The 20,633-nt window shown below is 70.0% G+C and carries 19 protein-coding genes; 7 read left to right on the top strand and 12 right to left on the bottom strand.

Annotation, left to right across the window (positions count from 1 at the left end; all coding sequences use genetic code 11):
- Positions 1-131: 131 nt before the first annotated feature.
- Together MYK68_RS14895 and MYK68_RS14890 are read right to left on the bottom strand one after the other, a co-directional pair.
- Entirely contained in the window at positions 132-770 is a 639-nt protein-coding gene (locus tag MYK68_RS14895; protein ID WP_247864472.1) for an LON peptidase substrate-binding domain-containing protein, read from the bottom strand.
- A 100-nt stretch (positions 771-870) separates the two neighbouring features.
- Positions 871-1,614, bottom strand: a complete 744-nt coding sequence (locus MYK68_RS14890) for a CPBP family intramembrane glutamic endopeptidase (RefSeq protein WP_247864471.1) — start codon at positions 1,612-1,614, stop codon at positions 871-873.
- A 189-nt stretch (positions 1,615-1,803) separates the two neighbouring features.
- On the opposite strand from MYK68_RS14890, the gene nrdF reads away from it, so the two are divergent.
- Positions 1,804-2,805: a class 1b ribonucleoside-diphosphate reductase subunit beta gene (nrdF, locus tag MYK68_RS14885; protein WP_247864470.1), complete on the top strand. Its 1,002-nt coding sequence runs from the start codon at positions 1,804-1,806 to the stop codon at positions 2,803-2,805.
- A 24-nt stretch (positions 2,806-2,829) separates the two neighbouring features.
- Here nrdF and MYK68_RS14880 read toward each other — a convergent pair whose 3' ends face one another.
- Positions 2,830-3,594, bottom strand: coding sequence for a helix-turn-helix transcriptional regulator (locus MYK68_RS14880; protein WP_247864469.1), 765 nt, complete (start codon positions 3,592-3,594; stop codon positions 2,830-2,832).
- A 180-nt stretch (positions 3,595-3,774) separates the two neighbouring features.
- Here MYK68_RS14880 and MYK68_RS14875 point away from each other — a divergent pair, with 180 nt between their 5' ends.
- From MYK68_RS14875 to ribB, 3 genes are read left to right on the top strand one after another with little or no spacing between them, the layout of a single operon-like run.
- A complete protein-coding gene (locus MYK68_RS14875) occupies positions 3,775-4,938 on the top strand; it encodes an LLM class flavin-dependent oxidoreductase (protein ID WP_247864467.1) in 1,164 nt (387 codons plus the stop codon).
- Positions 4,939-4,977: 39 nt separating this feature from the next.
- Positions 4,978-5,475, top strand: a complete 498-nt coding sequence (locus tag MYK68_RS14870; RefSeq protein ID WP_247864466.1) for a flavin reductase family protein — start codon at positions 4,978-4,980, stop codon at positions 5,473-5,475.
- Positions 5,472-6,713 carry a 3,4-dihydroxy-2-butanone-4-phosphate synthase gene (gene ribB, locus MYK68_RS14865; RefSeq protein WP_247864465.1) on the top strand — a complete coding sequence of 414 codons (1,242 nt, stop codon included), beginning with the start codon at positions 5,472-5,474 and terminating at the stop codon, positions 6,711-6,713. Before MYK68_RS14870 ends, ribB begins: the two co-directional genes overlap by 4 nt.
- 72 nt (positions 6,714-6,785) lie before the next feature.
- Here the strand turns inward: ribB and MYK68_RS14860 are convergent, their stop codons facing one another.
- The 8 genes from MYK68_RS14860 to MYK68_RS14825 form a co-directional block, all read right to left on the bottom strand.
- Entirely contained in the window at positions 6,786-7,787 is a 1,002-nt protein-coding gene (locus tag MYK68_RS14860) for an IS481 family transposase (protein ID WP_247864463.1), read from the bottom strand.
- Between the two features lie 110 nt (positions 7,788-7,897).
- Positions 7,898-8,584 (bottom strand): DUF4873 domain-containing protein, encoded by a 687-nt coding sequence (locus MYK68_RS14855; protein WP_247864461.1) that lies wholly within the window; start codon positions 8,582-8,584, stop codon positions 7,898-7,900.
- Positions 8,581-9,510: an AurF N-oxygenase family protein gene (locus MYK68_RS14850; RefSeq protein ID WP_247864459.1), complete on the bottom strand. Its 930-nt coding sequence runs from the start codon at positions 9,508-9,510 to the stop codon at positions 8,581-8,583. The genes MYK68_RS14855 and MYK68_RS14850 overlap by 4 nt, the downstream gene beginning before the upstream one ends.
- A gap of 170 nt (positions 9,511-9,680) precedes the next feature.
- On the bottom strand, positions 9,681-9,980 hold the full coding sequence (locus tag MYK68_RS14845; RefSeq protein WP_247864457.1) for a type II toxin-antitoxin system RelE/ParE family toxin: 300 nt from the start codon (positions 9,978-9,980) through the stop codon (positions 9,681-9,683).
- Positions 9,977-10,225, bottom strand: coding sequence for a type II toxin-antitoxin system ParD family antitoxin (locus MYK68_RS14840; RefSeq protein WP_247864456.1), 249 nt, complete (start codon positions 10,223-10,225; stop codon positions 9,977-9,979). Before MYK68_RS14840 ends, MYK68_RS14845 begins: the two co-directional genes overlap by 4 nt.
- Positions 10,226-10,291: 66 nt before the next feature.
- Complete coding sequence (locus MYK68_RS14835) at positions 10,292-11,119, bottom strand: SWIM zinc finger family protein (protein ID WP_247864455.1); 828 nt, start codon at positions 11,117-11,119, stop codon at positions 10,292-10,294.
- On the bottom strand, positions 11,119-14,055 hold the full coding sequence (locus MYK68_RS14830) for a DEAD/DEAH box helicase (protein WP_247864453.1): 2,937 nt from the start codon (positions 14,053-14,055) through the stop codon (positions 11,119-11,121). The genes MYK68_RS14835 and MYK68_RS14830 overlap by 1 nt, the downstream gene beginning before the upstream one ends.
- A gap of 3 nt (positions 14,056-14,058) precedes the next feature.
- Complete coding sequence (locus MYK68_RS14825; protein ID WP_247864451.1) at positions 14,059-15,087, bottom strand: TroA family protein; 1,029 nt, start codon at positions 15,085-15,087, stop codon at positions 14,059-14,061.
- Between the two features lie 238 nt (positions 15,088-15,325).
- Here MYK68_RS14825 and ctaD point away from each other — a divergent pair, with 238 nt between their 5' ends.
- Positions 15,326-17,044 (top strand): aa3-type cytochrome oxidase subunit I, encoded by a 1,719-nt coding sequence (gene ctaD, locus MYK68_RS14820; protein ID WP_247864450.1) that lies wholly within the window; start codon positions 15,326-15,328, stop codon positions 17,042-17,044.
- Positions 17,045-17,185: 141 nt separating this feature from the next.
- Positions 17,186-18,415: a phosphoserine phosphatase SerB gene (gene serB / locus MYK68_RS14815; protein WP_247864449.1), complete on the top strand. Its 1,230-nt coding sequence runs from the start codon at positions 17,186-17,188 to the stop codon at positions 18,413-18,415.
- Positions 18,416-18,431: 16 nt separating this feature from the next.
- Here the strand turns inward: serB and MYK68_RS14810 are convergent, their stop codons facing one another.
- Positions 18,432-19,604 (bottom strand): polysaccharide deacetylase family protein, encoded by a 1,173-nt coding sequence (locus MYK68_RS14810; protein ID WP_247864447.1) that lies wholly within the window; start codon positions 19,602-19,604, stop codon positions 18,432-18,434.
- A gap of 71 nt (positions 19,605-19,675) precedes the next feature.
- Between MYK68_RS14810 and MYK68_RS14805 the strand changes: the two genes are divergently transcribed.
- Positions 19,676-20,398 carry a peptidyl-tRNA hydrolase gene (locus MYK68_RS14805; protein ID WP_247864446.1) on the top strand — a complete coding sequence of 241 codons (723 nt, stop codon included), beginning with the start codon at positions 19,676-19,678 and terminating at the stop codon, positions 20,396-20,398.
- Positions 20,399-20,633: the final 235 nt, after the last annotated feature.

Below are 20,633 nucleotides of genomic sequence, written 5' to 3'. Positions count from 1 at the left end.
AGGGTCGCCGGGGCGTGTCGCGGGCCCAGTTTCGTGTCGCTGCTCCTGCCGGACGTGCGACACGAGGAAAGACCCGCGACACGCTGAGAAGGAGCGGGCCGCGGAGTAGCGGGGGGTGGCGTGTCGAGGCGTCAGGACTGCGGGGCGAGGCGGTCGCGGAGGATCGGGAGGACGTCGTCGAGGGCGCGAATCATCGCGTCGAGGCGCTCACGCGGGCCGGGGGCGCGCAGCACGTCGTACCGGTCCGCCGCGCCGAGCGGCAGATTGGCGGCGGTGCGGAAGGTGTAGTCGGTGGGCGGCAGATCGTCCGGGGCGCCGAGCACGACGGCCGGCCGGCCGCTGCGCGCCGCCATCTGGTCGTAGAGGTCCTGCGTCTCGGCGAGGACCGACGTGAACGGAACGCGCGCCCGGGCCCACTCGGCGGGCCCGCCGGCCGGTTCGTCCGGCCAGAGTTCGATCTCGGCACGGGGATACGGGTCGTCGTCGAGCCAGGAGACGACGCGCAGCCGCTCGATACCGCGGCAGGCGAGCCGGATCTGCCCGCTCGCCTGGAGACGATGGCCGATCAGCTGGACGACGGTGCCGACGCCGAACCGCTCGTCGCCGCCGCCGACCTCGCTGCCGCGGGCGATCAGTACGACGCCGAACCGGCCGTCGCCCGCGAGCACGTCGCTCACCATCCGGCGGTAGCGCGGCTCGAACACGTTCAGGCTCAGCGGCTCCGCGGGGAGCAGCGGATGTTCGAGCGGAAACATCGGCAGCACCGTCATGGCATCAGCATGCGCCCGCGGGCGGCGATCGGCCCGCGACGCGCCGAGCGCGGCGGCCGGAAAGGCCGGCGCGGCGCACGGGTGAGGACGGTGGGGAGGGTCAACCGATCTTCCAGGCGAGGGCCGCGGCCACCGCGCCGGCGCCGTTGGCGGCCCAATGCAGCGCGATGGACGGCAGCAGACTGCCGGTGCGCACTCGCAGCCAGCCGAACAGCAGCCCGGCGATGGTCGTGAACGCCACCGCGCCGAGGATCCCGAGGACGACGCCGGCCGGGCCGGCGCCGACGACGTCGCCGATACCCCGGTTGCCGGTCGACAGACCGGTCGCCGACACCACGTGCCACAGGCCGAACAGCAGGGCCTGGGCGATGACGGCGGTCCGCTCGGTGTGCCGGCGGCGCAGCGCGCCGAGAAGCACGCCGCGGAAGAGCAGTTCCTCCGGGACGACCGTCTGCCACGGGATGAGGACGAAGGCGGACAGCAGTGCCCAGGACAGATCCCGGTAGGCGTCGTTGTGGAAGAGCTCGCGGATCGGCCCGATCGCCAGCCCGGCGGCGATCGCGACGACCACGACCGCGATGATCGCGGCCGACCAGCGCAGTCCGCGGCCGAGCGTCTCGCGCGCCAGTCCGAGGTCCGCCGCCGTCATTCCCGAACCTACCGCCAGCCCGGCGGCCGCGAGCGCCACCCCGGCGACGATCCACCGGGAGGCCGCCCCGGCGGTGAAGTGCATGACGGTCTCGGCCGCGAACATGACCGTGATGAGGCCGATGAGGGCGTGGTAGAAGCGGACGCGCCGGGTGACGAGCCGGCGTCCGGCGTCGCCGAAGGGAGTTGTGCGCACGCCCGTCCTCCCCGTGTCGGCCGATGATGTGCGAGTCTATCCAGACCGCCGTGACACGCCCGGGACCGGGAACATCGCGACACGCCGCACCGGGCGAGACACACCATCTTGTGGTGCCGAGGGTCGTCGTCCCCAACGAGTAGTGTTGGCGGCACCGCTCGTCTGACATTCGTAGAAATCCGAGGTGCCATGTCTGCGTCCGCTCACAGTCCCGCCGAAGGCGCGCCGATCAAGCTGGTCGACCGCGTCAGCGCCATCAACTGGAACCGCGTTCCGGACGAGAAGGACGCCGAGGTGTGGGACCGGCTGACCGGTAACTTCTGGCTGCCGGAGAAGGTGCCGGTGTCCAATGACATCCCGTCGTGGGGCACCCTCACCGACTATGAAAAAGAGCTCACCATGCGGGTCTTCACCGGCCTGACGCTGCTCGACACCATCCAGGGCACCGTCGGCGCCGTCTCGCTGATCCCGGATGCGGTGACCCCGCACGAGGAGGCGGTGCTCACCAACATCGCGTTCATGGAGTCGGTGCACGCCAAGAGCTACAGCTCCATCTTCTCCACCCTCTGCTCCACCAAGGAGATCGACGAGGCCTTCCGCTGGTCGGAGGAGAACGAGCACCTGCAGCGCAAGGCACACATCGTCATGGACTACTACCGCGGCGACGACCCGCTCAAGCGCAAGGTGGCCTCCACGCTGCTCGAGTCGTTCCTCTTCTACTCGGGCTTCTATCTGCCGATGTACTGGTCCAGCCGCGCCAAGCTGACCAACACCGCCGACCTGATCCGGCTGATCATCCGCGACGAGGCCGTGCACGGCTACTACATCGGCTACAAGTACCAGCGGGCACTGGAGATCGAGACCCCCGAGCGGCGGGCCGAGCTGAAGGACTACACCTTCGACCTGCTCTTCGACCTCTACGACAACGAATCGGACTACACCGAATCGCTGTACGACGAGGTGGGGCTGACCGAGGACGTCAAGAAGTTCTTGAAGTACAACGCCAACAAGGCCCTGATGAACCTGGGCTACGAGGCGATGTTCCCGAAGGACGAGACCGACGTGAACCCGGCCATCCTGTCCGCGCTGTCGCCGAACGCCGACGAGAACCACGACTTCTTCTCCGGGTCGGGCAGCTCGTACGTGATCGGCAAGGCCGTCAACACCGAGGACGAGGACTGGGACTTCTGAGTTCCGGCAGGCGGATCCCGCCGATCAGCGTCGCGACAGTTCCTCGGTGAGCACGATCTTCGCGAACTCCACCCGGTTCCGGGTGCCGGTCGCGGTCAGGATGTGGCTGACGTGCTTCTTCACGGTGTCCAGCTGAATCGACAGGACCGCGGCGATCTCTTCGTTCGAATTGCCGTCGGCGATGAGCTCGCCGAGCTCGCGCTGGCGGGGCGTGAGATTGCTGCGCCACGAACCCTCGGGATTGCCCGGAAGGGTCCGCGCCAGCAGTGTCAGCTGCTGGGCGAGCAGCCCCAGGCCGGCGAGACGTTCGCCGACGATCTCCTTGCCCTCGTCGTCGAAGATGCCGACCATCGCGTGCGCGCTGTGCGCCAGGCCGAGATGCAGGACCGAGGCGCTGCGCAGCCGGTGCCGGTACAGGAATCCCTGCAGGTAGTTGACGGCCCCGGACGGCAGTGAAGGCAGTCCCGAGTGGGAGATCGCGCGGGTCCTGGCGAGGGCGCTGAACAACTCCTTGGTGGAGAACATGTCGTCGAGGTACCAGCCGGAGTGGTACTCGTCGAGGATCGCCGGGATCCGGCCGGTGGCGACCGGATCGGGGTCGCGGAACGCGCCGCGGAACGTCGGTCCGGTCAGGAACGTGGTGTTGGGGAAGCCGTACCGGTCGTGCAGCGAGTCCATCAGGCGCAGCTTCAGATCGGGGAGGTCGCGCGCCGCGCCGCAGTCGTCGAGCACGGCGAAGATCCGATCGTACTCGCGGCCCGGCAGCGAGGGATGACGAGGTCTGGACATGCGTACCTCCGGCCTCCGATCGTTCCGTCCAGGATGGGGTGTCGCCGGCCCGGCCGTCACGGTCTCCGGACGAAGATTCCACTTTGGTGCGATGTTACGCACGTCACTGCCGATCGAGAATGTGATCACCGCCGAGTGGGGCCGACCCGCCGGTGAGTCAGACACGAGCAGGAGAATCACATGCGACTTCGTTTCGGCTACTTCCTCGCGCCGTTCCATCCGGCGGGCCAGAACCCCACCGCGCTCATGGAGCGCGACCTGCGCTTCGTCGAACACGTCGACAACCTGGGCTTCGACGAGTTCTGGTTCGGCGAACATCACTCGGCGGGCAGCGAGATCTACGCGTCACCGGAGATCATGATCGCCGCGGCCGCCGGCCGTGCGCCGCGCATCAAGCTCGGCACCGGCGTCACGTCCCTCGCCTACCACAACCCACTCTGGGCGGCCGACCGGATCATGCAGCTCGATCACCTCACCCGCGGCCGGGTGATCTTCGGTCTGGGCCCGGGCTCGCTGCCCACCGACTCCATGATGATCGGTCTCGACCCGATCGCGTGCCGCGAGCTTATGCAGGAGAACGTCGACATCGTCGTCCGGCTGCTGAACGGCGAGGTGGTCAACGCCAAGACGCGCACCCACGAACTGATCGACGCGCAGCTGCAGCTCGCGCCGTACAACGAGAACGGCATCCCGATCACGGTGGCCGCGGTCGCCTCGCCGACCGGCCCGCGACTGGCCGGTACGCACGGGCTCGGTCTGCTGTCCATCGGCGCCACGCTCTCGGCCGACGGTTTCGATGCCCTCGCGCACCACTGGGGCATCATGGAGGAGCGCGCCGAGGCGCACGGCAAGACCGTCGACCGCAAGGACTGGAGCCTGGTCGGTCTGTTCCACCTCGCCGAGACCGAAGACGAGGCGCGCCGCCAGGTCCGGTACGGCATCGAGCAGTGGTTCGACTACTTCAAGCACGTGGCGGCCTTCCCGCAGATGGGCGTGCAGGGCGACCACATCGACGAGATGATCGACTTCGTCAAGGACAACGGCATCGGCGTGATCGGCACCGCCGAACAGGCTCGCGAGCAGGTGCAGCGCCTGTGGGATCAGTCCGGCGGTTTCGGCTCCATGCTGCAGATGGGTCACGACTGGGCCAACCCGGCCGACACCTGGCGGTCCGCGCAGATCTTCGCCGAGCGCGTGATGCCGCACTTCCAGGGCCAGTCCCAGCCCACGCTCAACGCGGCCGCCCGCGCCCGGGTCGTGCACGACGGTTACGCGGCCAAGCAGGAGGCCGCTGTCGAGCACATGACCAAGAAGTACGAGGCGGAACTGGCCGCGAAGGCCTGATCCCCTGACCGGCCTGTTCGAGAGAGCCTGGATACCACGATGTCCACAGATGTCAATGCGCGTTTCCGGGATGCCATGGCCGGTGTGTGCAGCCCGGTCGTCGTCGTGACCTCGCGCGACGGCGACCGGCCGCACGGCACCACGGTCTCGGCGTTCATGTCCCTGTCGATGACGCCGCCGATGATCGCGGTCGCCCTCGACGAGGGCTCCGACCTGCTGGCCGTCGTGCGCGCGCACCGCCGCTTCGCGATCAACATCCTGTCGGCCCTGCAGGGCGATCTGGCGCTCACCTTCGCCCGCAAGGGCGCGGCCAAGTTCGAGGGCGTCGCCTGGGCCGACGAGGCGGGCGTGCCGGTGATCGAGGACGTCGCCGGCTGGGTCACCTGCGAGGTGGCCGACCTGATCCGCGGCGGCGACCACACCGTGGTCTTCGGCACGGTCACCGACGTGGACACCGCCGCCCGCGCACCACTGACCTATCACGCACGTACCTTCGGCACCCATCTGCCGCATCCGCCGTCTGGAGAGAAACGATGACCCACCCCGCCTTGTCCCGCTCGGTGACCGCCACCGGCGGCACGGTCCGCGATGCCGCCGCCGTGATCGCGGCCGGCGGCATGGCCGTGGTGCTCGACGACACCGCGCGCGAGAACGAAGCCGACCTGATCATGGCGGCCGAATCCGCCACCGTCGACGCGGTCGCCTTCTTCGTCGAGCACACCTCCGGGTTGCTGTGCGTCCCGATGCCGCGCGAGCACGCCGACCGGCTCGGGCTGCCGCCGATGGTGGACGACAACACTGACGTGCACCAGACCGCGTTCCTCCGCAGCGTCGACTTGCGCGGGGCGGGCACCGGGATCAGCGCGATCGACCGGTCGGCGACCATCCGGGCGCTTGCCGACGCCCGCAGCACGCCGGCGGACTTCACCTCGCCGGGTCACACCTTCCCGCTCGCCGAGCACCGCCGGGGTCTGGCCGCGCGTGCCGGACACACCGAGGCCGGGGTGGCGCTGTGCCGGATCGCCGGATGCACCCCGGTCGCGCTCATCTGTGAGCTGGTCTCCGCGGATCGACGGGACATGCTGCGCGGCGAGGACGCGCATCGCTTCGCCGCGCGGCACGGCCTGCCGGTGATCACGGTGGGCCAACTGGAGGAGTTCCAGCGGCTGCGCCCGACCGGAAACGCCCCGGTGCCGACGGCCGCCGGACGGGCCCACGCCTACGCCTACGCCAGCGGCGGCGTGGAGCATCTCGCGATGGTCTACGGCGACATCGCCGGACGCGCGGACGTTCTGGTGCGCATCCACAGCGAATGCCTGACCGGCGACCTGTTCGCGTCCCGCCGGTGCGACTGCGGGGAACAGCTCGCGGTCTCCGTCGCCGCGATGGTGGCCGCGGGCGGCGGCGTGGTGGTGTATTTGACCGGCCACGAGGGCCGGGGGATCGGTCTCGGCCGCAAACTGCTGGCCTACCGTCGGCAGGCGGAGGGGCTGGACACGGTGGACGCCAACACCTCGGTCGGCGCGCCGGTCGACGCGCGCGACTACGCGGTGGCCGGCCAGATCCTGGCGCACCTCGGCGTCGAACAGGCGGCTCTGCTGACCAACAACCCGGACAAGGTCCGGCGACTGGAGGATCAGGGCATTCCGGTGTCCCGCCGGGTTCCGCTGGAGACGGTGCCGACGCTGGAGAACATCCGGTATCTGCGCACCAAACGGGATCGACTGGGTCATCTGCTCGCCGACCTCCCCGAGGAGACGCAGGCGCTGGGCTGACGATTCCGTTACCGGCCGGGACGGCGACGGCGCCCGGAGCGCCCGCGCGGCCATATCGGCCGCGTGAGCGCCCTAGGTGTACTTCCCCGTGAGGTTGTGAACGCGGGCTGAGGGGACGAGGCCGCCGATCCCGGTGTGGGGTCGGTGGTGATTGTAGTGGTGCAGCCAGTGCTGGTAGGCCGCTGCGCGTTCGGTGTCACTGGTGTACGGGGCGGCGTAGGCCCATTCGGCGGCCAGCGTCCGGTTGAAGCGTTCGACTTTCCCGTTGGTCTGGGGCCGGTACGGCCTGGTCCGCTTGTGCTTGATACTCGGGCCCAGGGCCGCGGCGAACACACGCGAGCGGTAGCAGGATCCGTTATCGGTCATCACCGCGGTCACGGTGACTCCGATCTCGGCGAAGAACGCGTTGGCCCGTTCCCAGAACCCTGCCGCGGTCTCCTTGCGTTCGTCATCGAGGATCTCCGAATACGCCACGCGCGAGTGGTCATCGACGGCGTGGTGCAGGTACCGGTAGCCCCGCGATCCTGCTGCGCCGCCGCGGGCAGCCTGGTCACGGTGCCGCCCGGCTCTGAGGTCCTGGGCCGAGCCGCGTCCATGGACCCGCCATCCGCCGCCGTCAGGGATTCGGCCGAGTTTCTTGATGTCGACATGGACCAGCCGGCCGGGACGGTCGACTTCGTACCTCTTGGGCGCGGGCCGGCGCACCGGCAGCCCGGTGGCCTGGTCCAGGTGCGCCAGCGGCGGCATCCGGTACCGAGTCAGGACCCTGCCCACGGTCGAACGCGGAAGCCGCAGGTGGTAGGCGATGCGGTGTGGTCCCCAGCGGCGAGTGAACCGCAGACCGATGATCCGCCGCTCGGTGCGCCGGTTCAGACGCGTCGGACAGGTCTGGGGACGGGAACTACGGTCGGTCAACTCCTGACCGGCGCGGTACCTGTCGGCCCATCGCTTGGCCGTGGCCAGGGAAACCTGGAACCGTTGCGCTGCCCGCCGCAGCGGCCAACCGTCCTCGACGATCAGCACCGCCAGGCGTCGTCTGCCCTCCGGCGTCAAGGGTGCGTTAGCGTGGACCATGAAGACCTCCGTGGCTTGATGTCAGTGTGGTAACCCACATCCTGCCCGGAGGTCTTCACTTCACCTCAGATGTTCACAACGTGTCGGGGAAGTACACCTAGGCGCCGCTGTCATGCGTCCTGGGTCGCCGCCCACGGGGGAGTGCCGACGCCGGTCATCCGGACGGTGCCCCACTGGGTGATCTCGGTGAGTTTCGCGGGCACCGGCTCGCCCCCGGCGGCCGCGACCGACGCCCGCGACTTGCCGTCGCTCTTGAGCGCGTGCGCGCGCTCGCCGTACAGCGTGCCGGCCCAGTGGAAGTGGCCGTCGCTGCCGTCGAGATGGCCGCGTGCGCGCAGCCGCGCGGTGAACTCCTCGCCGCCCACGGTCACCACGACGTCCTCGTCGAACACCTCGGTCTCGACGGTCTCCTCCGAATCCCAGTCGTAGTGGACGGGATCGAAGTGTGCGAGGGGGTCGGTGCGCCGGTGGCGCCGCCACCAGCGCGGCTTCTGCTGCTCGAGTGCCGTCCCGCTCTGCACGGGCGGGCGGACCCGGACTCCGTGCGCGGCCGTGAGCTGCGCCTCGGTGAGGGCCGCGATCACATAGTCGACGCTCTCGTCGCGGACGAAGAAGGTGTCCGGGGCCAGCGTCGAGGCCACGGTCAGGTGATTCGGGTCCGGCGCCGGCGCATCGGTCACGACCAGGTCGGCGGCCGCGGCGTCGCCGGTCAGCCGGAAGTCCAGCGGCGAGGCGGCGAGGCGGCGGCAGACCTCGGCGATCGCCGGTGACGTCCCGGTGAGAGCGATGACGGTCATCGGAGGAACCCCGCGCGCTTCCACATGGTCCGGCTGAACCGGTTCATCAGTCCGGCCTGCTCGAGGAAGGCCGCGAGCGACGCGAACGATGTCACCTGGGAGTCGTGGAAGTTCGGGTTCGCGCGGGCCACCCGTGCGATCTCCTTGGGGTTGTCGAAGCCCGCTCGCCGGTACATCTCCGGGTTGGTGAACAGGTGCCGGAAGATCGGCGCGGCGAGGCCGTGCACGCTCGACGCGAGGAGCGTGTCGAACCGCGACCGGATCGGGATACGCCGCATCACGCCGTCGCGGGCGAAACCGATGTGCCGCGACTCCTCGGTCACGTGGATCTGCATCACGCGCGAGACCATCGGCTGCAATTCCGGGTCGTCCTTGATCTCACGCTGCAGGGCGTCGAACAGTTCCTCGCCGACCAGCGTGATCACCCAGAGGGCGATGCCGCGCATGACGACCGGGATCAGGTGCATCACGGTCCGCTGCCAGCGGCGCAGCGCGTACGCGCGGGTGCCGGTGGTCTCGATCGCGCGCCCGAACATCGTCATGTGGCGGCACTCGTCGCCCATCTCGGTGAGCGAGTAGTGCGTGGTCGCGGCGGCCGGATCCTCCTTCATCAGGCTGATCAGCAGGGCGCGGTTGAGCAGGTTCTCGAACCAGATGCCCACCGACATGATGTTCGCCATCTCCTGGCGGGACATCTCGATGCGCTGTTCCGGCGTCATCGCGTCCCACACCTGCGTCCCGTAGAGGCTCATCACCCGGGGTGGGAGGAAGTACTTGCCCGGGACGAACGGGGCCTCCCAGTCGATGTCGACGACGGGATCGTACGAGCGGCTCGACGAGCCTTTCAGCAGGCGGCGGGCGACGCCGTCGCGCGCGGCCTGGATCTGCGCGCCGGTCGGGACGGATTCGACTTCGGTGGTGGTCATGTCGGAGATTCCTTCTGGTAGCGACGACGTCGATACTGACAACAACCATTGTAACCATTACTCAATGTCATAGTGTGTGATGGGGCACACCGCCCGTCCCGCTGGGGCGATCGGTTCGGAGTCGCTTGGGTGCTGCCCAGGTATCTGGCGGGCGCGAAGGTGAACTCCCGCTAAGGGGAGTCGGAGAGGTGGTGTTCGACGTCTTGTCGTTGGTGGAGAATGCGGACAATCGTCACGATGTCCTCGGTCTCGCGATAGAACACCAGGTGGGATCCGGCGAATGCCTTCCGGTAGCCAGGCGGATTCGTCGTTGGCTTGCCGGCGACCGTTCCCGCGGCGACGCGCATGCAGCACTCTTCGATGGAGTCGGTGTAGTAGTCGGCCTGGTCGGCATCCCACGTGGCCGCTGTGAAGTCCCAGATGCTTTCGATGTCACGACGCGCCAAGGCGGTGAACAACACTCGTTTCATGAATCGCGGCGCTCGGCCCGCTTGCGTGACTTGAACGCTTCGAAGTCGAACGGCTGGGCGTCGCCCGATTCCTCGCCCGCTCGAAGTGCGTCTCGAAGGTTCTGGACTTGTGTTTCGTGTTCCTCGAGAAGGCGAAGGGCGGCCCGGATCACGTCGCTGGCGGATCCGTATCGGCCGGATTCGACCTGCGCTCCGACGAAGTCGGCGAAGTGGTCGCCGAGGATCACCGAGGTGTTGCGTGCCATGGGAGCCTCCTGGCCGAATCGAGTACCAGTAAATGGTATCAGTCGGCGCGGAGGGTTGCGCCCGGATCAGTGGTGGTCGCGCAGGACCGCGTAGAGCTCGGCGAGGTCGTCGAGGGCCTCGGCGAGCTGGGTGGCGCCGACACCGGAGGCGCGCAAGGCCGCCCGCAGGGCGGTCGCGTCGAGTTCGGTGAGGGCGTCGGCGCGCGGGACCGTCGGGATGGCGGGCAGGGGAGCGTGGTCGCCGTAGAACACGGTGGTCTCGGCTTCGCGGGTCCTGAACTCGCTCGCCGGGGCGTGCGACGACGCGTCGTCGAAGGGCGACCGGCCCGGGGTGGTCTCGACGTCATCCGGTGAGTCCGTCGCGGCCGAGTCGGAGCGGTCCTGGGCGAGGGCCAGCAGATCGGGAAGGTCGGTGCCCATCACCCGCAGCAGGGTGGCCGGCTGCCGGTCGATCCGATCGGCGACCTCGAAGGCGGTCGCCAGCACGTGGATGCAGCGCGGGGCATCGTCCGGGCAGGTGCAGGCCGAGGCGACGTCCGCCGACTCGGTCGGCGCGATCAGCTCGCGCAGGGCCTCGGGCTGTTCACCGCGGGCCAAGGCCAGCAGCGCCTCGATCTGCCCGGCCCGGCGCAGCAGCGACACCACGGTCGCCGGGTCGACGGTGCGGGTGGTCAGCACCACCTCGAACGGATCGAGCTGGCTGCCGCGCACCGCCGCGGTGATCCGGCCCGGCGATATGTCCAGCCCGTCGACGTGGTGATCGCGGAAGTAGCGGCGCGCACCGGTCACGTGCCGGTGATCGGCGCCGGACTCGACGACCTCCGCGAACGACCGGCCCCACGCCGTGATGCCGTAGCCGCGGACCGGTCCGCGGGCCCGTTTACGCTGTGCCATCACTCGCCCACCGCCTCGGCGCGCAGGGCCAGCAGGTCGAACAGGGCGTCGTCGCCCAGGTCGCCCAGCCAGGTCTCCCCGGTGCTCACCGTCAGCGACGACAGCTCGCGCTTGGCCGCGATCAACTCGTCGATCCGCTCCTCGAGCGTGCCGACGCAGACGAACTTGCGAACCTGCACCGCGCGGGTCTGGCCGATCCGGTAGGCGCGGTCGGTCGCCTGCTCCTCGACCGCCGGATTCCACCAGCGATCGGCGTGGATCACGTGATTGGCAGCCACCAGATTCAGTCCGGTGCCGCCGGCCTTGAGGGTGGCGATCAGCACCGGCGGGCCGTCGTCGGCGCCGAAACCGGTGACCAGGGCATCGCGCTCGGCGCGCGGCAGGCCGCCGTGCAGCACCGGGACGTCCCGGCCGAGGATCGGGGCGAGCCATTCGCTGAGCAGTTCGGCGAAGGCGGCGAACTGGGTGAAGATCAGTGCGCGGTCGCCCTCGTCGACCAGGGTGGTGGTGATGTCGGTGAGCAGTTCCACCTTGCCCGAGCGGTGCTTGCCGCGGCGCAGCATCGGCGAGCCGTCGCCGAGGTAGTGCGCCGGGTGATTGCAGACCTGTTTGAGCCTGGTCAGCGCCGCGAGCACGGTGCGGCGGCGCACCATCCCGGGCCGGCGTTCGGAGAGCGCGTCGTGCAGATCGTCGAGGATCGCCTGATAGAGCCCGGCCTGCTCGGAGGTCAGATTGGTGCGCACGGTCAGCTCGGACTTCTCCGGCAGGTCGGCGGCGACGGCTGGATCGGTCTTGAGCCGGCGGAGCACGAACGGCCGGGTCAGCGCGTTCAGCCGGGCCAGTGCCTCCGGATCGCGGTCGCGCTCGATGGGTTCGGCGAAGCGGGCCCGGAACGATGACGCCGACCCGAGGAGCCCGGGGTTCACCAGATCGATCACCGCGCGGAGGTCTTCGAGCCGGTTCTCCACCGGGGTGCCGGTGAGCGCGATACGACGCCGGACCGGCAGCGCGCGAAGGGCCTTCGCGGCCGCCGTCCGGACGTTCTTGACGTGCTGGGCCTCATCGACCACCAGCAGATCCCAGTCGAGCGCCGTCATCGCAGCCCGGTCCCGGGTGAGGGTGGCGAAGGTGGTGACCACCACGTCCGGGGCGGCGGCGGGCAATCGGGCGGTGTCGCGGCCGGGCCCGTGATGGATCACGACCCGCAGTCCGGGGGCGAACCGTTCGAGCTCGCGCTGCCAGTTCCCGATCACCGACATCGGGCACACCACGAGGGCGGGCGGCGACGTTTCGACGAGCTCGACGGGCGGGGTGGATGACACCGCGGCCCGGCGGCTCGTGATCAGGGCGATTACCTGCACCGTCTTGCCGAGCCCCATGTCGTCGGCGAGCACGCCGCCCGCGCCGATCCGGCTCAGGGCGTGCAACCAGTCCAGCCCGCGCCGCTGATACGGCCGCAGGGTGGCGGTCAGTGTCTCGGGTGGAGTCACCGGCTCGGGCGTGAGTGCGCCGCCGGCGGCGATGTCGTCGAGCCAGCCGAGACCTTCGACGGAGGACACCGGCACCGGGAGGCGGTCGTCGGTGGAGGTGACCAGGCCCATCAGCTCGGTCAGTCCGAGCGGCGCGGTATCGCGGACGGCGTTCCGCGCGGTCAGGAAGGCCGCCGCCCGGCTCAGCGCGGCACCCTCGGCGCGGACCCACCGGCCGCGCACCCGCACCAGGTCGCCGTGCTGGCGGGCGAGCTCGTTCAGGTCGTCCTGACTCAGTGCCGCGCTGCCGTCGCCGAGCGCGAGTCGCCACTCGAAATCGGCGATCTGGTCGAGTCCGACCAGACCGGGGCGCGCCCCGCCGCCGGGCACCGCGCCGCCGCGCAGCGCGATCGTCGGGCTGACGACGGCGACGGTGCGGGGGAGGAGGACGCTGATCCCGGCCTCGCCGATCGCCGCCGCCCCGCCGGCGAAGAAGGCCGCCACCTGATCGGTGGTGAGCAGGAAGTCGAGGGTGTGCGGATCGGTCTCGGCGCGGGACAGTTCGCCGTAGGCGGCGACCGCGGTCGCGAGTTCGGTGGTCAGCGCGTCGAGATCGTGCGCACCCAGCCGGTGCGGTACCACCAGATCCACCTCGCCGGTGGGCAGCCGGCGGCACACCTGCAGCCGCCAGCGGTCCGGGCTCGCCGCCGCGCCCGGGAGACCGAGGTCGTCGTCGGGTTCTTCGGGCTCGTGCAGGCGCAGCACCAGCGAGGGCCCGTCCGGGCGGCCGGTGCCGAGCCAGCTCTGCCAGGCGGCCGCCGCCGTCGCCGCGCCGTGCGGCGACACCGGCGCGGGCACCGGGGCGGTGAGCTCGTCGATCACCCCGATCCGGGATCGGCCGTGTTCGGCGGCCAGCGTGCGGCGGCATTCGGCGTCGACCACCTCGTTGACGAAGTCGATCAGTCCATCGGTGCCGCCGCCGGACATCAGCGCCGGCGGCGCACTCGCGGTGATCACCGTCTGCCAGCCCTGCCACGCCGGAACCGGCAGCGGCCGCCAGGCCAGCACCTGCTCGTCGCCGGCGGCCGCGACGCCGGGTGCCACCGCTCCGGCGTCCCGCAGCGCCCGCGCGCCGGCGAGCAGATGCCGATAGAACGCCAGGTCGCCGCCGACGTCGAGGTAGGCGCATCGGTCGAGCAGCTCGATGGCGGTCGGCACGCCGAGCGCCACCGCGCGCCGCAGTGTGCGTGCGCCGCCGGGACCGGTGTGGTCGACGGTGTGCCGAAGCCGCCGCCGGGCCAGCAGATCGTGCACGGATTCGGGGAGATCGACGATCTCGCCGAGCGGCCGCGAGTCGTCCGCGGCGACCGGCTCGGGCACTTCCGGCCACAGGGTCAGCCCCAGTCCCGGGCGCCACAGCGCCCGCAGGCCCAGCCGGCGGTGTGCGGTGCGAGGGCCGTCGTCCACGGCCTACTCGCCGGCCGAGCTGCCGTTCAGCGAGCTCTTGACGTCGTTGAGGACCAGCCAGGCGGCGGCGAGGCCGGACGACGCGTACCAGACCTGGTCGTCGACCCAGAGCACACGCGACCAGCTCGGGGCGCCCATCTCCTGCCACCGGTCGCTCTGCAGGACCTTGGTGCCGCGCTCGAGACCCTTCGGGCCGTCCGCACTCACATAGATGAGGTCGGCGTCGGCGTCGGTGAAGTTGGCGTCGGTCACGGTCACCGGATCGGGACCGCGCTGCGGCGCGGGCCGCTGCACGCCGATCTGGGCCAGGATCTGGGCGGCGAAGTTGCCGGTGCCCTCCAGTAGCTCGGCGTCCGGGGTGAACCGGACCAGCGACACCTGGCTGTGCGCGGCGTCCTGCACCCGGCCGACACGAGTCGCCTCGGTGTCGAACTCGTCGAGGCGGTCCGCGCCGGCCCGCGACCGGCCGAGAGCGCCGGCCACCGCGGTGAAGACGCTCCGCCAATCACCGGGGGCGATGGTCACCACCCGCGCGGCGCCGAGGGCGCCGGTCGCGCGCATCGCCTCCACGTCCGACGCGGTCGACGCGGTGGTCAGCACCAGCTGCGGGGCGGCGGTCGCCACCGCGTCCCGCGACGGGCGGTCGCCGATGGTGGGGACGGCGCCCAGGGCCGGGCCGAGGTAGGCGGGAACGGACCCGGCGCCGGCGGTCACCGCGCGGACCTTGGGGCCGATGCCGAGCGCGCAGACCGCGTCGAGCAGTGCCGGGTCGGTGACGACGATCCGGGAGACGTCGCTGTGGCCGGGATCGGCGGCGGTCGGCGCCAGGCAGGTCTGCGCGAAGTCGCGGCCGGCGTTGACGATGTTGACGCGCGCGATCCGGGTGGTGACCGTCGAGATCTCCTTGCCGTCCGGGGTGCGGAGCGTGTCGTCCTCGTTGCCGCAGGCGGTCAGCCCGGCGGCGAGAGCGACGGTGACGGCCGCGGCGACGATCCGGCGGCGCGCCGGAGAGATCGGGAAGTCAGTGAACACGGGCCTACGCTAGCAGAACGACCCCCCGGCTCCGGGCCCCGCGCGTCCCGCCCGCGCCGGTCGCGACCTGCGGAAACCCGGGTCGGAGAGAATCGAATACGACAGATCGTAGGACCCGCGCGGTGGGCGGCCCCACTCTGGTTTACGATCGGTGTACAGCGTTGGCGTCGTACGGCGTCGCCGTGCGCTGCGAATGGCGAGAGTCCAGGTGCCCCGGCGGCACCCAGGAGGAGGATCTGTGACCGCGCTAGACCAGCCGACGACCGAGGTGACACCGGTTCGTCCGTACCCGGAGCGCTACCAGAAAAAGGGTGCGTTCTTTTACAAGATGATCACCACGACCGATCACAAGCTGATCGGTCAGATGTACATGGTGGCGTCGTTCGCGTTCTTCCTGGTGGGCGGTCTGATGGCCCTCCTGATGCGCGCCGAGCTCGCTCACCCCGGCCTGCAGTTCCTCTCGAACGAGCAGTTCAACCAGCTCTTCACCATGCACGGCACCGTGATGCTGCTGATGTTCGCGACGCCGATCGTCATCGGTTTCGCGAACTTCGTGCTGCCGCTGCAGATCGGCGCCCCCGACGTCGCGTTCCCGCGCCTGAACTCGATGGGCTTCTGGCTCTTCCTGTTCGGCAACCTGGTGGCGCTCGGCGGGTTCCTCACCCCGGGTGGCGCGGCCGACTTCGGCTGGACCGCCTACACCCCGCTGACCGACGCCGTGCACGCGCCGGGCATCGGCGCCGACCTGTGGATCATGGGTCTGGGCGTCGCCGGCCTGGGCACCATCCTCGGCGCCGTCAACATGATCACCACCGTGGTGTGCCTGCGCGCGCCCGGCATGACCATGTTCCGCATGCCGATCTTCACCTGGAACATCCTGGTCACCAGCGTCCTGATCCTGCTGATCTTCCCGCTGCTCACCGCGGCTCTGCTGGCGCTGGAGGTGGACCGCCAGTTCGGCGCCCACATCTACGACCCGGCCAACGGCGGCGTGATCCTGTGGCAGCACCTGTTCTGGTTCTTCGGCCACCCCGAGGTCTACATCATCGCGCTGCCGTTCTTCGGCATCGTCTCCGAGGTCTTCCCGGTGTTCGCCCGCAAGCCGCTGTTCGGCTACTCGGGCCTGGTCTACGCCACCCTGGCGATCGCTGCCCTGTCGGTGGCCGTCTGGGCGCACCACATGTACGTCACCGGCGCCGTCCTGCTGCCGTTCTTCTCGTTCATGACCTTCCTCATCGCGGTCCCGACCGGTGTGAAGTTCTTCAACTGGATCGGCACCATGTGGAAGGGGCGGATGACCTTCGAGACGCCGATGCTCTTCGCGATCGGCTTCATCGTGACTTTCCTCTTCGGTGGCCTCACCGGAGTTCTGCTCGCCAGCCCCCCGCTGGACTTCCACGTTTCGGACACCTACTTCGTGGTCGCGCACTTCCACTACGTGCTCTTCGGCACCATCGTGTTCGCGACTCTGTCGGGCATCTACTTCTGGTTCCCGAAGATGACCGGTCGTATGCTCGACGAGACGCTCGGCAAGTGGCACTTCTGGCTGACCTTCATCGGCTTCCACACCACCTTCCTGGTGCAGCACTGGCTGGGTAACGAGGGCATGCCGCGCCGCTACGCCGACTACCTCCCGAGCGACGGCTTCACCACGCTCAACATGGTGTCGACGCTGGGTGCGTTCATCCTGGGTATCTCGATGTTCCCGTTCCTGTGGAACGTGTTCAAGAGCTACCGCTACGGCGAGGTCGTCACGGTCGACGATCCGTGGGGCTTCGGCAACTCGCTCGAGTGGGCCACCAGCTGCCCGCCGCCGCGGCACAACTTCACCGAGCTGCCGCGCATCCGCTCCGAGCGTCCGGCGTTCGAGCTGCACTATCCGCACATGGTCGAGCGCATGCGCGCCGAGGCCCACGTCGGCTGGGGCAGCGACAAGCACCAGCCCGACGCGCACTGAGCGGTCCGCCGCACCGCACGACAACGACCAGGTCCGCCCGAATCCTCCTCGGGCGGACCTGGTCTTTTCGTCTCCGTGGTCTCGCTCACGTGCGGTGAGCCCGATGCGGACCCGCCGGCGCGCAGGGCCCATAATTGCGGGGTGGAGAATGCGACGCCGGGGCAGCCGGTCCTCATCACCGTCAGCGGTCCCGACAAGCCCGGCGTCACGTCGTCGTTGATGACGGTGCTCGCCGGGTGCGGGGTGGACCTGCTCGACGTCGAGCAGGTGGTGATCCACGAGCACCTCACCCTCGGGGTGCTGGTCTCGGTGACCGGATCGTCCGACGAGCTGAAGGACGCCGTCACCGCCTGCATGTCGGCGCGTGACATGGACGTCGTCTTCTCCGACGACGAGGACGATTCGCCGCACGCGGCCTCGACGCACGCCGTGGTGATCCTCGGCAGTCCCGTGTCGGCGGAGGCGTTCGCGGCGGTGGCGACCGAGCTGGCCGGACAGGGTGCCAACATCGATTCGATCCGCGGCATCGCGGACTATCCGCTGACCGGTCTGGAACTGATGGTCACCGCCGGAAAGGGCGACGCCTCGGGCGCGGCGCTGAAGCAGCGGCTCGGCGCGGTCGCCGCCCGCTACCCGATCGACCTGTCCGTCGAGCGCAGCGGCCTGGCGCGCCGGGCCAAGCGGGTGATCGTGTTCGACGTCGACTCCACCCTGATTCAGGGCGAGGTGATCGAGATGCTCGCCGCCGAGGCCGGCCGGGAGGCGGAGGTCGCCGCGGTCACCGAGGCCGCCATGCGCGGTGAGCTCGACTTCGCGCAGTCGCTGCATCAGCGGGTCAAGGCCCTCGAAGGTCTCGACGCGAGTGTGATCGACCGGGTCGCGGAGTCGATCGAACTGACCCCGGGCGCCCGGACGACGATCCGCACCCTGCACCGGCTCGGCTACCACTGTGGCGTGGTGTCCGGCGGATTCCGCCAGGTGATCGAGCCGCTCGCGAGTGAACTCCGCCTGGACTTCGTTCGCGCGAACACCCTGGAGATCGTCGATGGCAAGCTCACCGGCAAGGTGATCGGCGAGGTGGTCGACCGCGCGGGCAAGGCGCGCGCACTGGCGGCCTTCGCCGCCGAGCGCGGGGTGCCGATGGAGCAGACGGTGGCCGTCGGCGACGGCGCCAACGACATCGACATGCTGTCGGCCGCCGGCCTGGGCATCGCGTTCAACGCCAAGCCGGCCCTCCGCGAGGTCGCCGATGCGACCCTCGATCACCCGTTCCTGGATGCGGTGCTCTACATGCTCGGCGTGACCCGCGACGAGGTGGAGGCCGCCGACGCGGTCGACGGCGTGGTTCGGCGGGTACCGCTCGACGCCTGAGCCGGGTCGGCCGCCCTCAGCGGTGGGCGTCCACCGCGACGGGTGGGAGCCCCTGCCAGCCGCGCAGCACCTGCGGGTCCTGCAACTCCATCCACTCGATGACGTCGGAGTAGGTGGCGCAGATCGTCTCCGGCCGGCCGCAGGTCTCGCGCATGAAGTCGGCGGTGGCCGGGTTGAAGGCGTTCCCGCTCCACTGGTTGAAGTGGTTGGCGATCACCAGCGGGGCACGGTTCCCGTCGAACGCGCGCCGGTACATGTACTCGTAGCTTTCGCGCACGATGCGGCGGATCCTGGGGGCATCCTTCGGACGGTTCCGCGCCCCGTTGTACGTGTACCAGTAGTTGAAGTCGAGTGCGGTCTGGCGCCGTTTGAGGGCGGGGGAGTACACGTAGGGGATCGGGAACTCCCAGATGCCGCGGGTCTTCTCCGGCCAGAAGATGCCCGGCTGCCGGGCCGCCATCGACGAATCCCAGATCATGCCGTGCGCGATCAGCGCCGGGAACAGCGCCTCCTGGCTGCCCTCCAGACACTGGGTGCGTCCGCCCTTGACGACGTCCGGGCCGAAGGCGAGGTCGGGGCCGGTGGTGATCCCGGTGTTCTTGCGCCAGTTCACCATCAGCGAGAAGAACTGGTCGAGTTCGTGATTCCAGTCGGCGGTGGTCCACTGCGCGCCGGGGTAGGAGGTACCCCGGCAGAAATGCCCGACGAAGTGCGTGCCCATCTCGTGGCCGGCGTACCAGGTCTTGTTCAGATACTCGATCTCTTCGATCACCTCGGCCTTGGAGCCGCCGAAATTGATGGCCGACTCGCCGGGCCGGTGGCCCGGGCCCCGATACTTCTTGCGGGCGGCGTCGGTGAGGAAGTAGAGCCCGGTCATCAGCGCGGAGAACCGCGCGTCCGTCGCCTTCGCGGTGTCGAGGAACAGATTCCAGTTGGGGCCGACGCCGACGCCGTCGAACGAGAACAGGACGAACTGGGGCGGCCGCTGGCCCGGGGCCAGTCTGGTCATCGGCACATTGGAGCCGAGCCGCACCGGCCCGGAAGGGGCGGCCCGGGCGGTCGACGGTACCGGTACGGCCCGCCCGCCCGTCTCCGGCGTGCACCCCGCGATCCCGGCGGCGAGCACGACGCTCATCGCGAGCGCCGCTGTCCGGGCGAATCGTCGGCGCCGGACCGGTCCCCCCGCCATGGCACTCCTGTCAGAAAGTCCGATTTTCACCGGATAGTACCCGGGTAGGCGCTCGGCTACCGTGGTGCCCGATGGCACTCACCGAGAATCTGTCCCGACTGACCGGCTACACGCCGCGGCGCGCCGACCCCGACGATCCCGCGGCCGTCCTCGCGATGCCGCTGGTGCTGCATCTCCCGAAGGCCGATCCACCGCCCCGGGCGGCGGTGCTGGAGGCCGCGGCGCGGGCGACGGTGCTGGCCTGTCTGGATCCGCGGGCCGCCGCGGGCGGGGAGTGGGCGGACGCCTTCGACGCGTGGTGCGCGGGCCGGATCCGGAAGATCGCCCGGCGGGCACGTGGAGCGTCGTGGGCGGCGGTGGACCAGGTCCCGGGGATCACCGTCGACGCCGGCGGTGCCCAGGCGCGGGCCTGTGTACCCGGACCGGTCGGCGCCACGGACCGCCGCATCGCGAAGCTGCAGATCGGCGGCACCGAGGTGCCGGGCGACCTGTCCACCGAGCGGCCGGCGCCGGGCACCCTCGGTCTCTGGGTGGCTCCGGATCTGCCGATGACCGTCGGCAAGCTCGCCGCGCAGGTCTCGCACGCCTCGATGCTGGGCGCCCCGCTCCTAGCTCGGGACCGGCTCGCCGGGTGGTACGACGACGGTTGCCCGCTCGCGGTGCGGCAGGCGACGCGGGCACGCTGGGCCGAACTGCTGGCCGCCGAGGAGGCCGGGACCGCGATCGCCGTGCGCGATGCCGGGTACACGGAGGTGACGCCGGGGTCGTGCACGGTGATCGCCGAGGTCGCCTGACGACGGGTGGCTTGGACTCGGCTCGGAGACTGCTGATCAATGGTTGCGATTGCCTACAGCAGCCCGGTCCGGCGGAACGGAGTGCTAGCGGAGATGGGGACGCTGCTTCTCGCCCGTGCGGGTCGGTCTGAGCCGGGTGACGCCAGCCTCGGTCGGCTCGGCTTCGACGGCGCTGCCGGTGTCTCCTTTGGCGACGATGATTGTGACGCTCACCCGGGCCAGGAGGGCAGGACAC

Origin of the sequence: Gordonia sp. PP30, from assembly GCF_023100845.1 — a bacterium.
Classification (GTDB): domain Bacteria; phylum Actinomycetota; class Actinomycetes; order Mycobacteriales; family Mycobacteriaceae; genus Gordonia.
The sequence above is the reverse complement of the archived record's forward strand: the minus strand, read 5'-3'. Positions and strand labels throughout refer to the sequence as shown.

Coding starts and splice junctions, on each gene's coding strand:
- MYK68_RS14895 (WP_247864472.1), bottom strand. CDS start 770: ATGACGGTGCTGCCGATGTTTCCGCTCGAACATCCGCTGCTCCCCGCG.
- MYK68_RS14855 (WP_247864461.1), bottom strand. CDS start 8,584: ATGACCGTCATCGCTCTCACCGGGACGTCACCGGCGATCGCCGAGGTC.
- MYK68_RS14860 (WP_247864463.1), bottom strand. CDS start 7,787: ATGGTCCACGCTAACGCACCCTTGACGCCGGAGGGCAGACGACGCCTG.
- MYK68_RS14870 (WP_247864466.1), top strand. CDS start 4,978: ATGTCCACAGATGTCAATGCGCGTTTCCGGGATGCCATGGCCGGTGTG.
- MYK68_RS14805 (WP_247864446.1), top strand. CDS start 19,676: ATGGCACTCACCGAGAATCTGTCCCGACTGACCGGCTACACGCCGCGG.
- MYK68_RS14880 (WP_247864469.1), bottom strand. CDS start 3,594: ATGTCCAGACCTCGTCATCCCTCGCTGCCGGGCCGCGAGTACGATCGG.
- nrdF (WP_247864470.1), top strand. CDS start 1,804: ATGTCTGCGTCCGCTCACAGTCCCGCCGAAGGCGCGCCGATCAAGCTG.
- MYK68_RS14875 (WP_247864467.1), top strand. CDS start 3,775: ATGCGACTTCGTTTCGGCTACTTCCTCGCGCCGTTCCATCCGGCGGGC.
- MYK68_RS14840 (WP_247864456.1), bottom strand. CDS start 10,225: ATGGCACGCAACACCTCGGTGATCCTCGGCGACCACTTCGCCGACTTC.
- MYK68_RS14850 (WP_247864459.1), bottom strand. CDS start 9,510: ATGACCACCACCGAAGTCGAATCCGTCCCGACCGGCGCGCAGATCCAG.
- MYK68_RS14845 (WP_247864457.1), bottom strand. CDS start 9,980: ATGAAACGAGTGTTGTTCACCGCCTTGGCGCGTCGTGACATCGAAAGC.
- MYK68_RS14835 (WP_247864455.1), bottom strand. CDS start 11,119: ATGGCACAGCGTAAACGGGCCCGCGGACCGGTCCGCGGCTACGGCATC.
- MYK68_RS14810 (WP_247864447.1), bottom strand. CDS start 19,604: ATGGCGGGGGGACCGGTCCGGCGCCGACGATTCGCCCGGACAGCGGCG.
- ribB (WP_247864465.1), top strand. CDS start 5,472: ATGACCCACCCCGCCTTGTCCCGCTCGGTGACCGCCACCGGCGGCACG.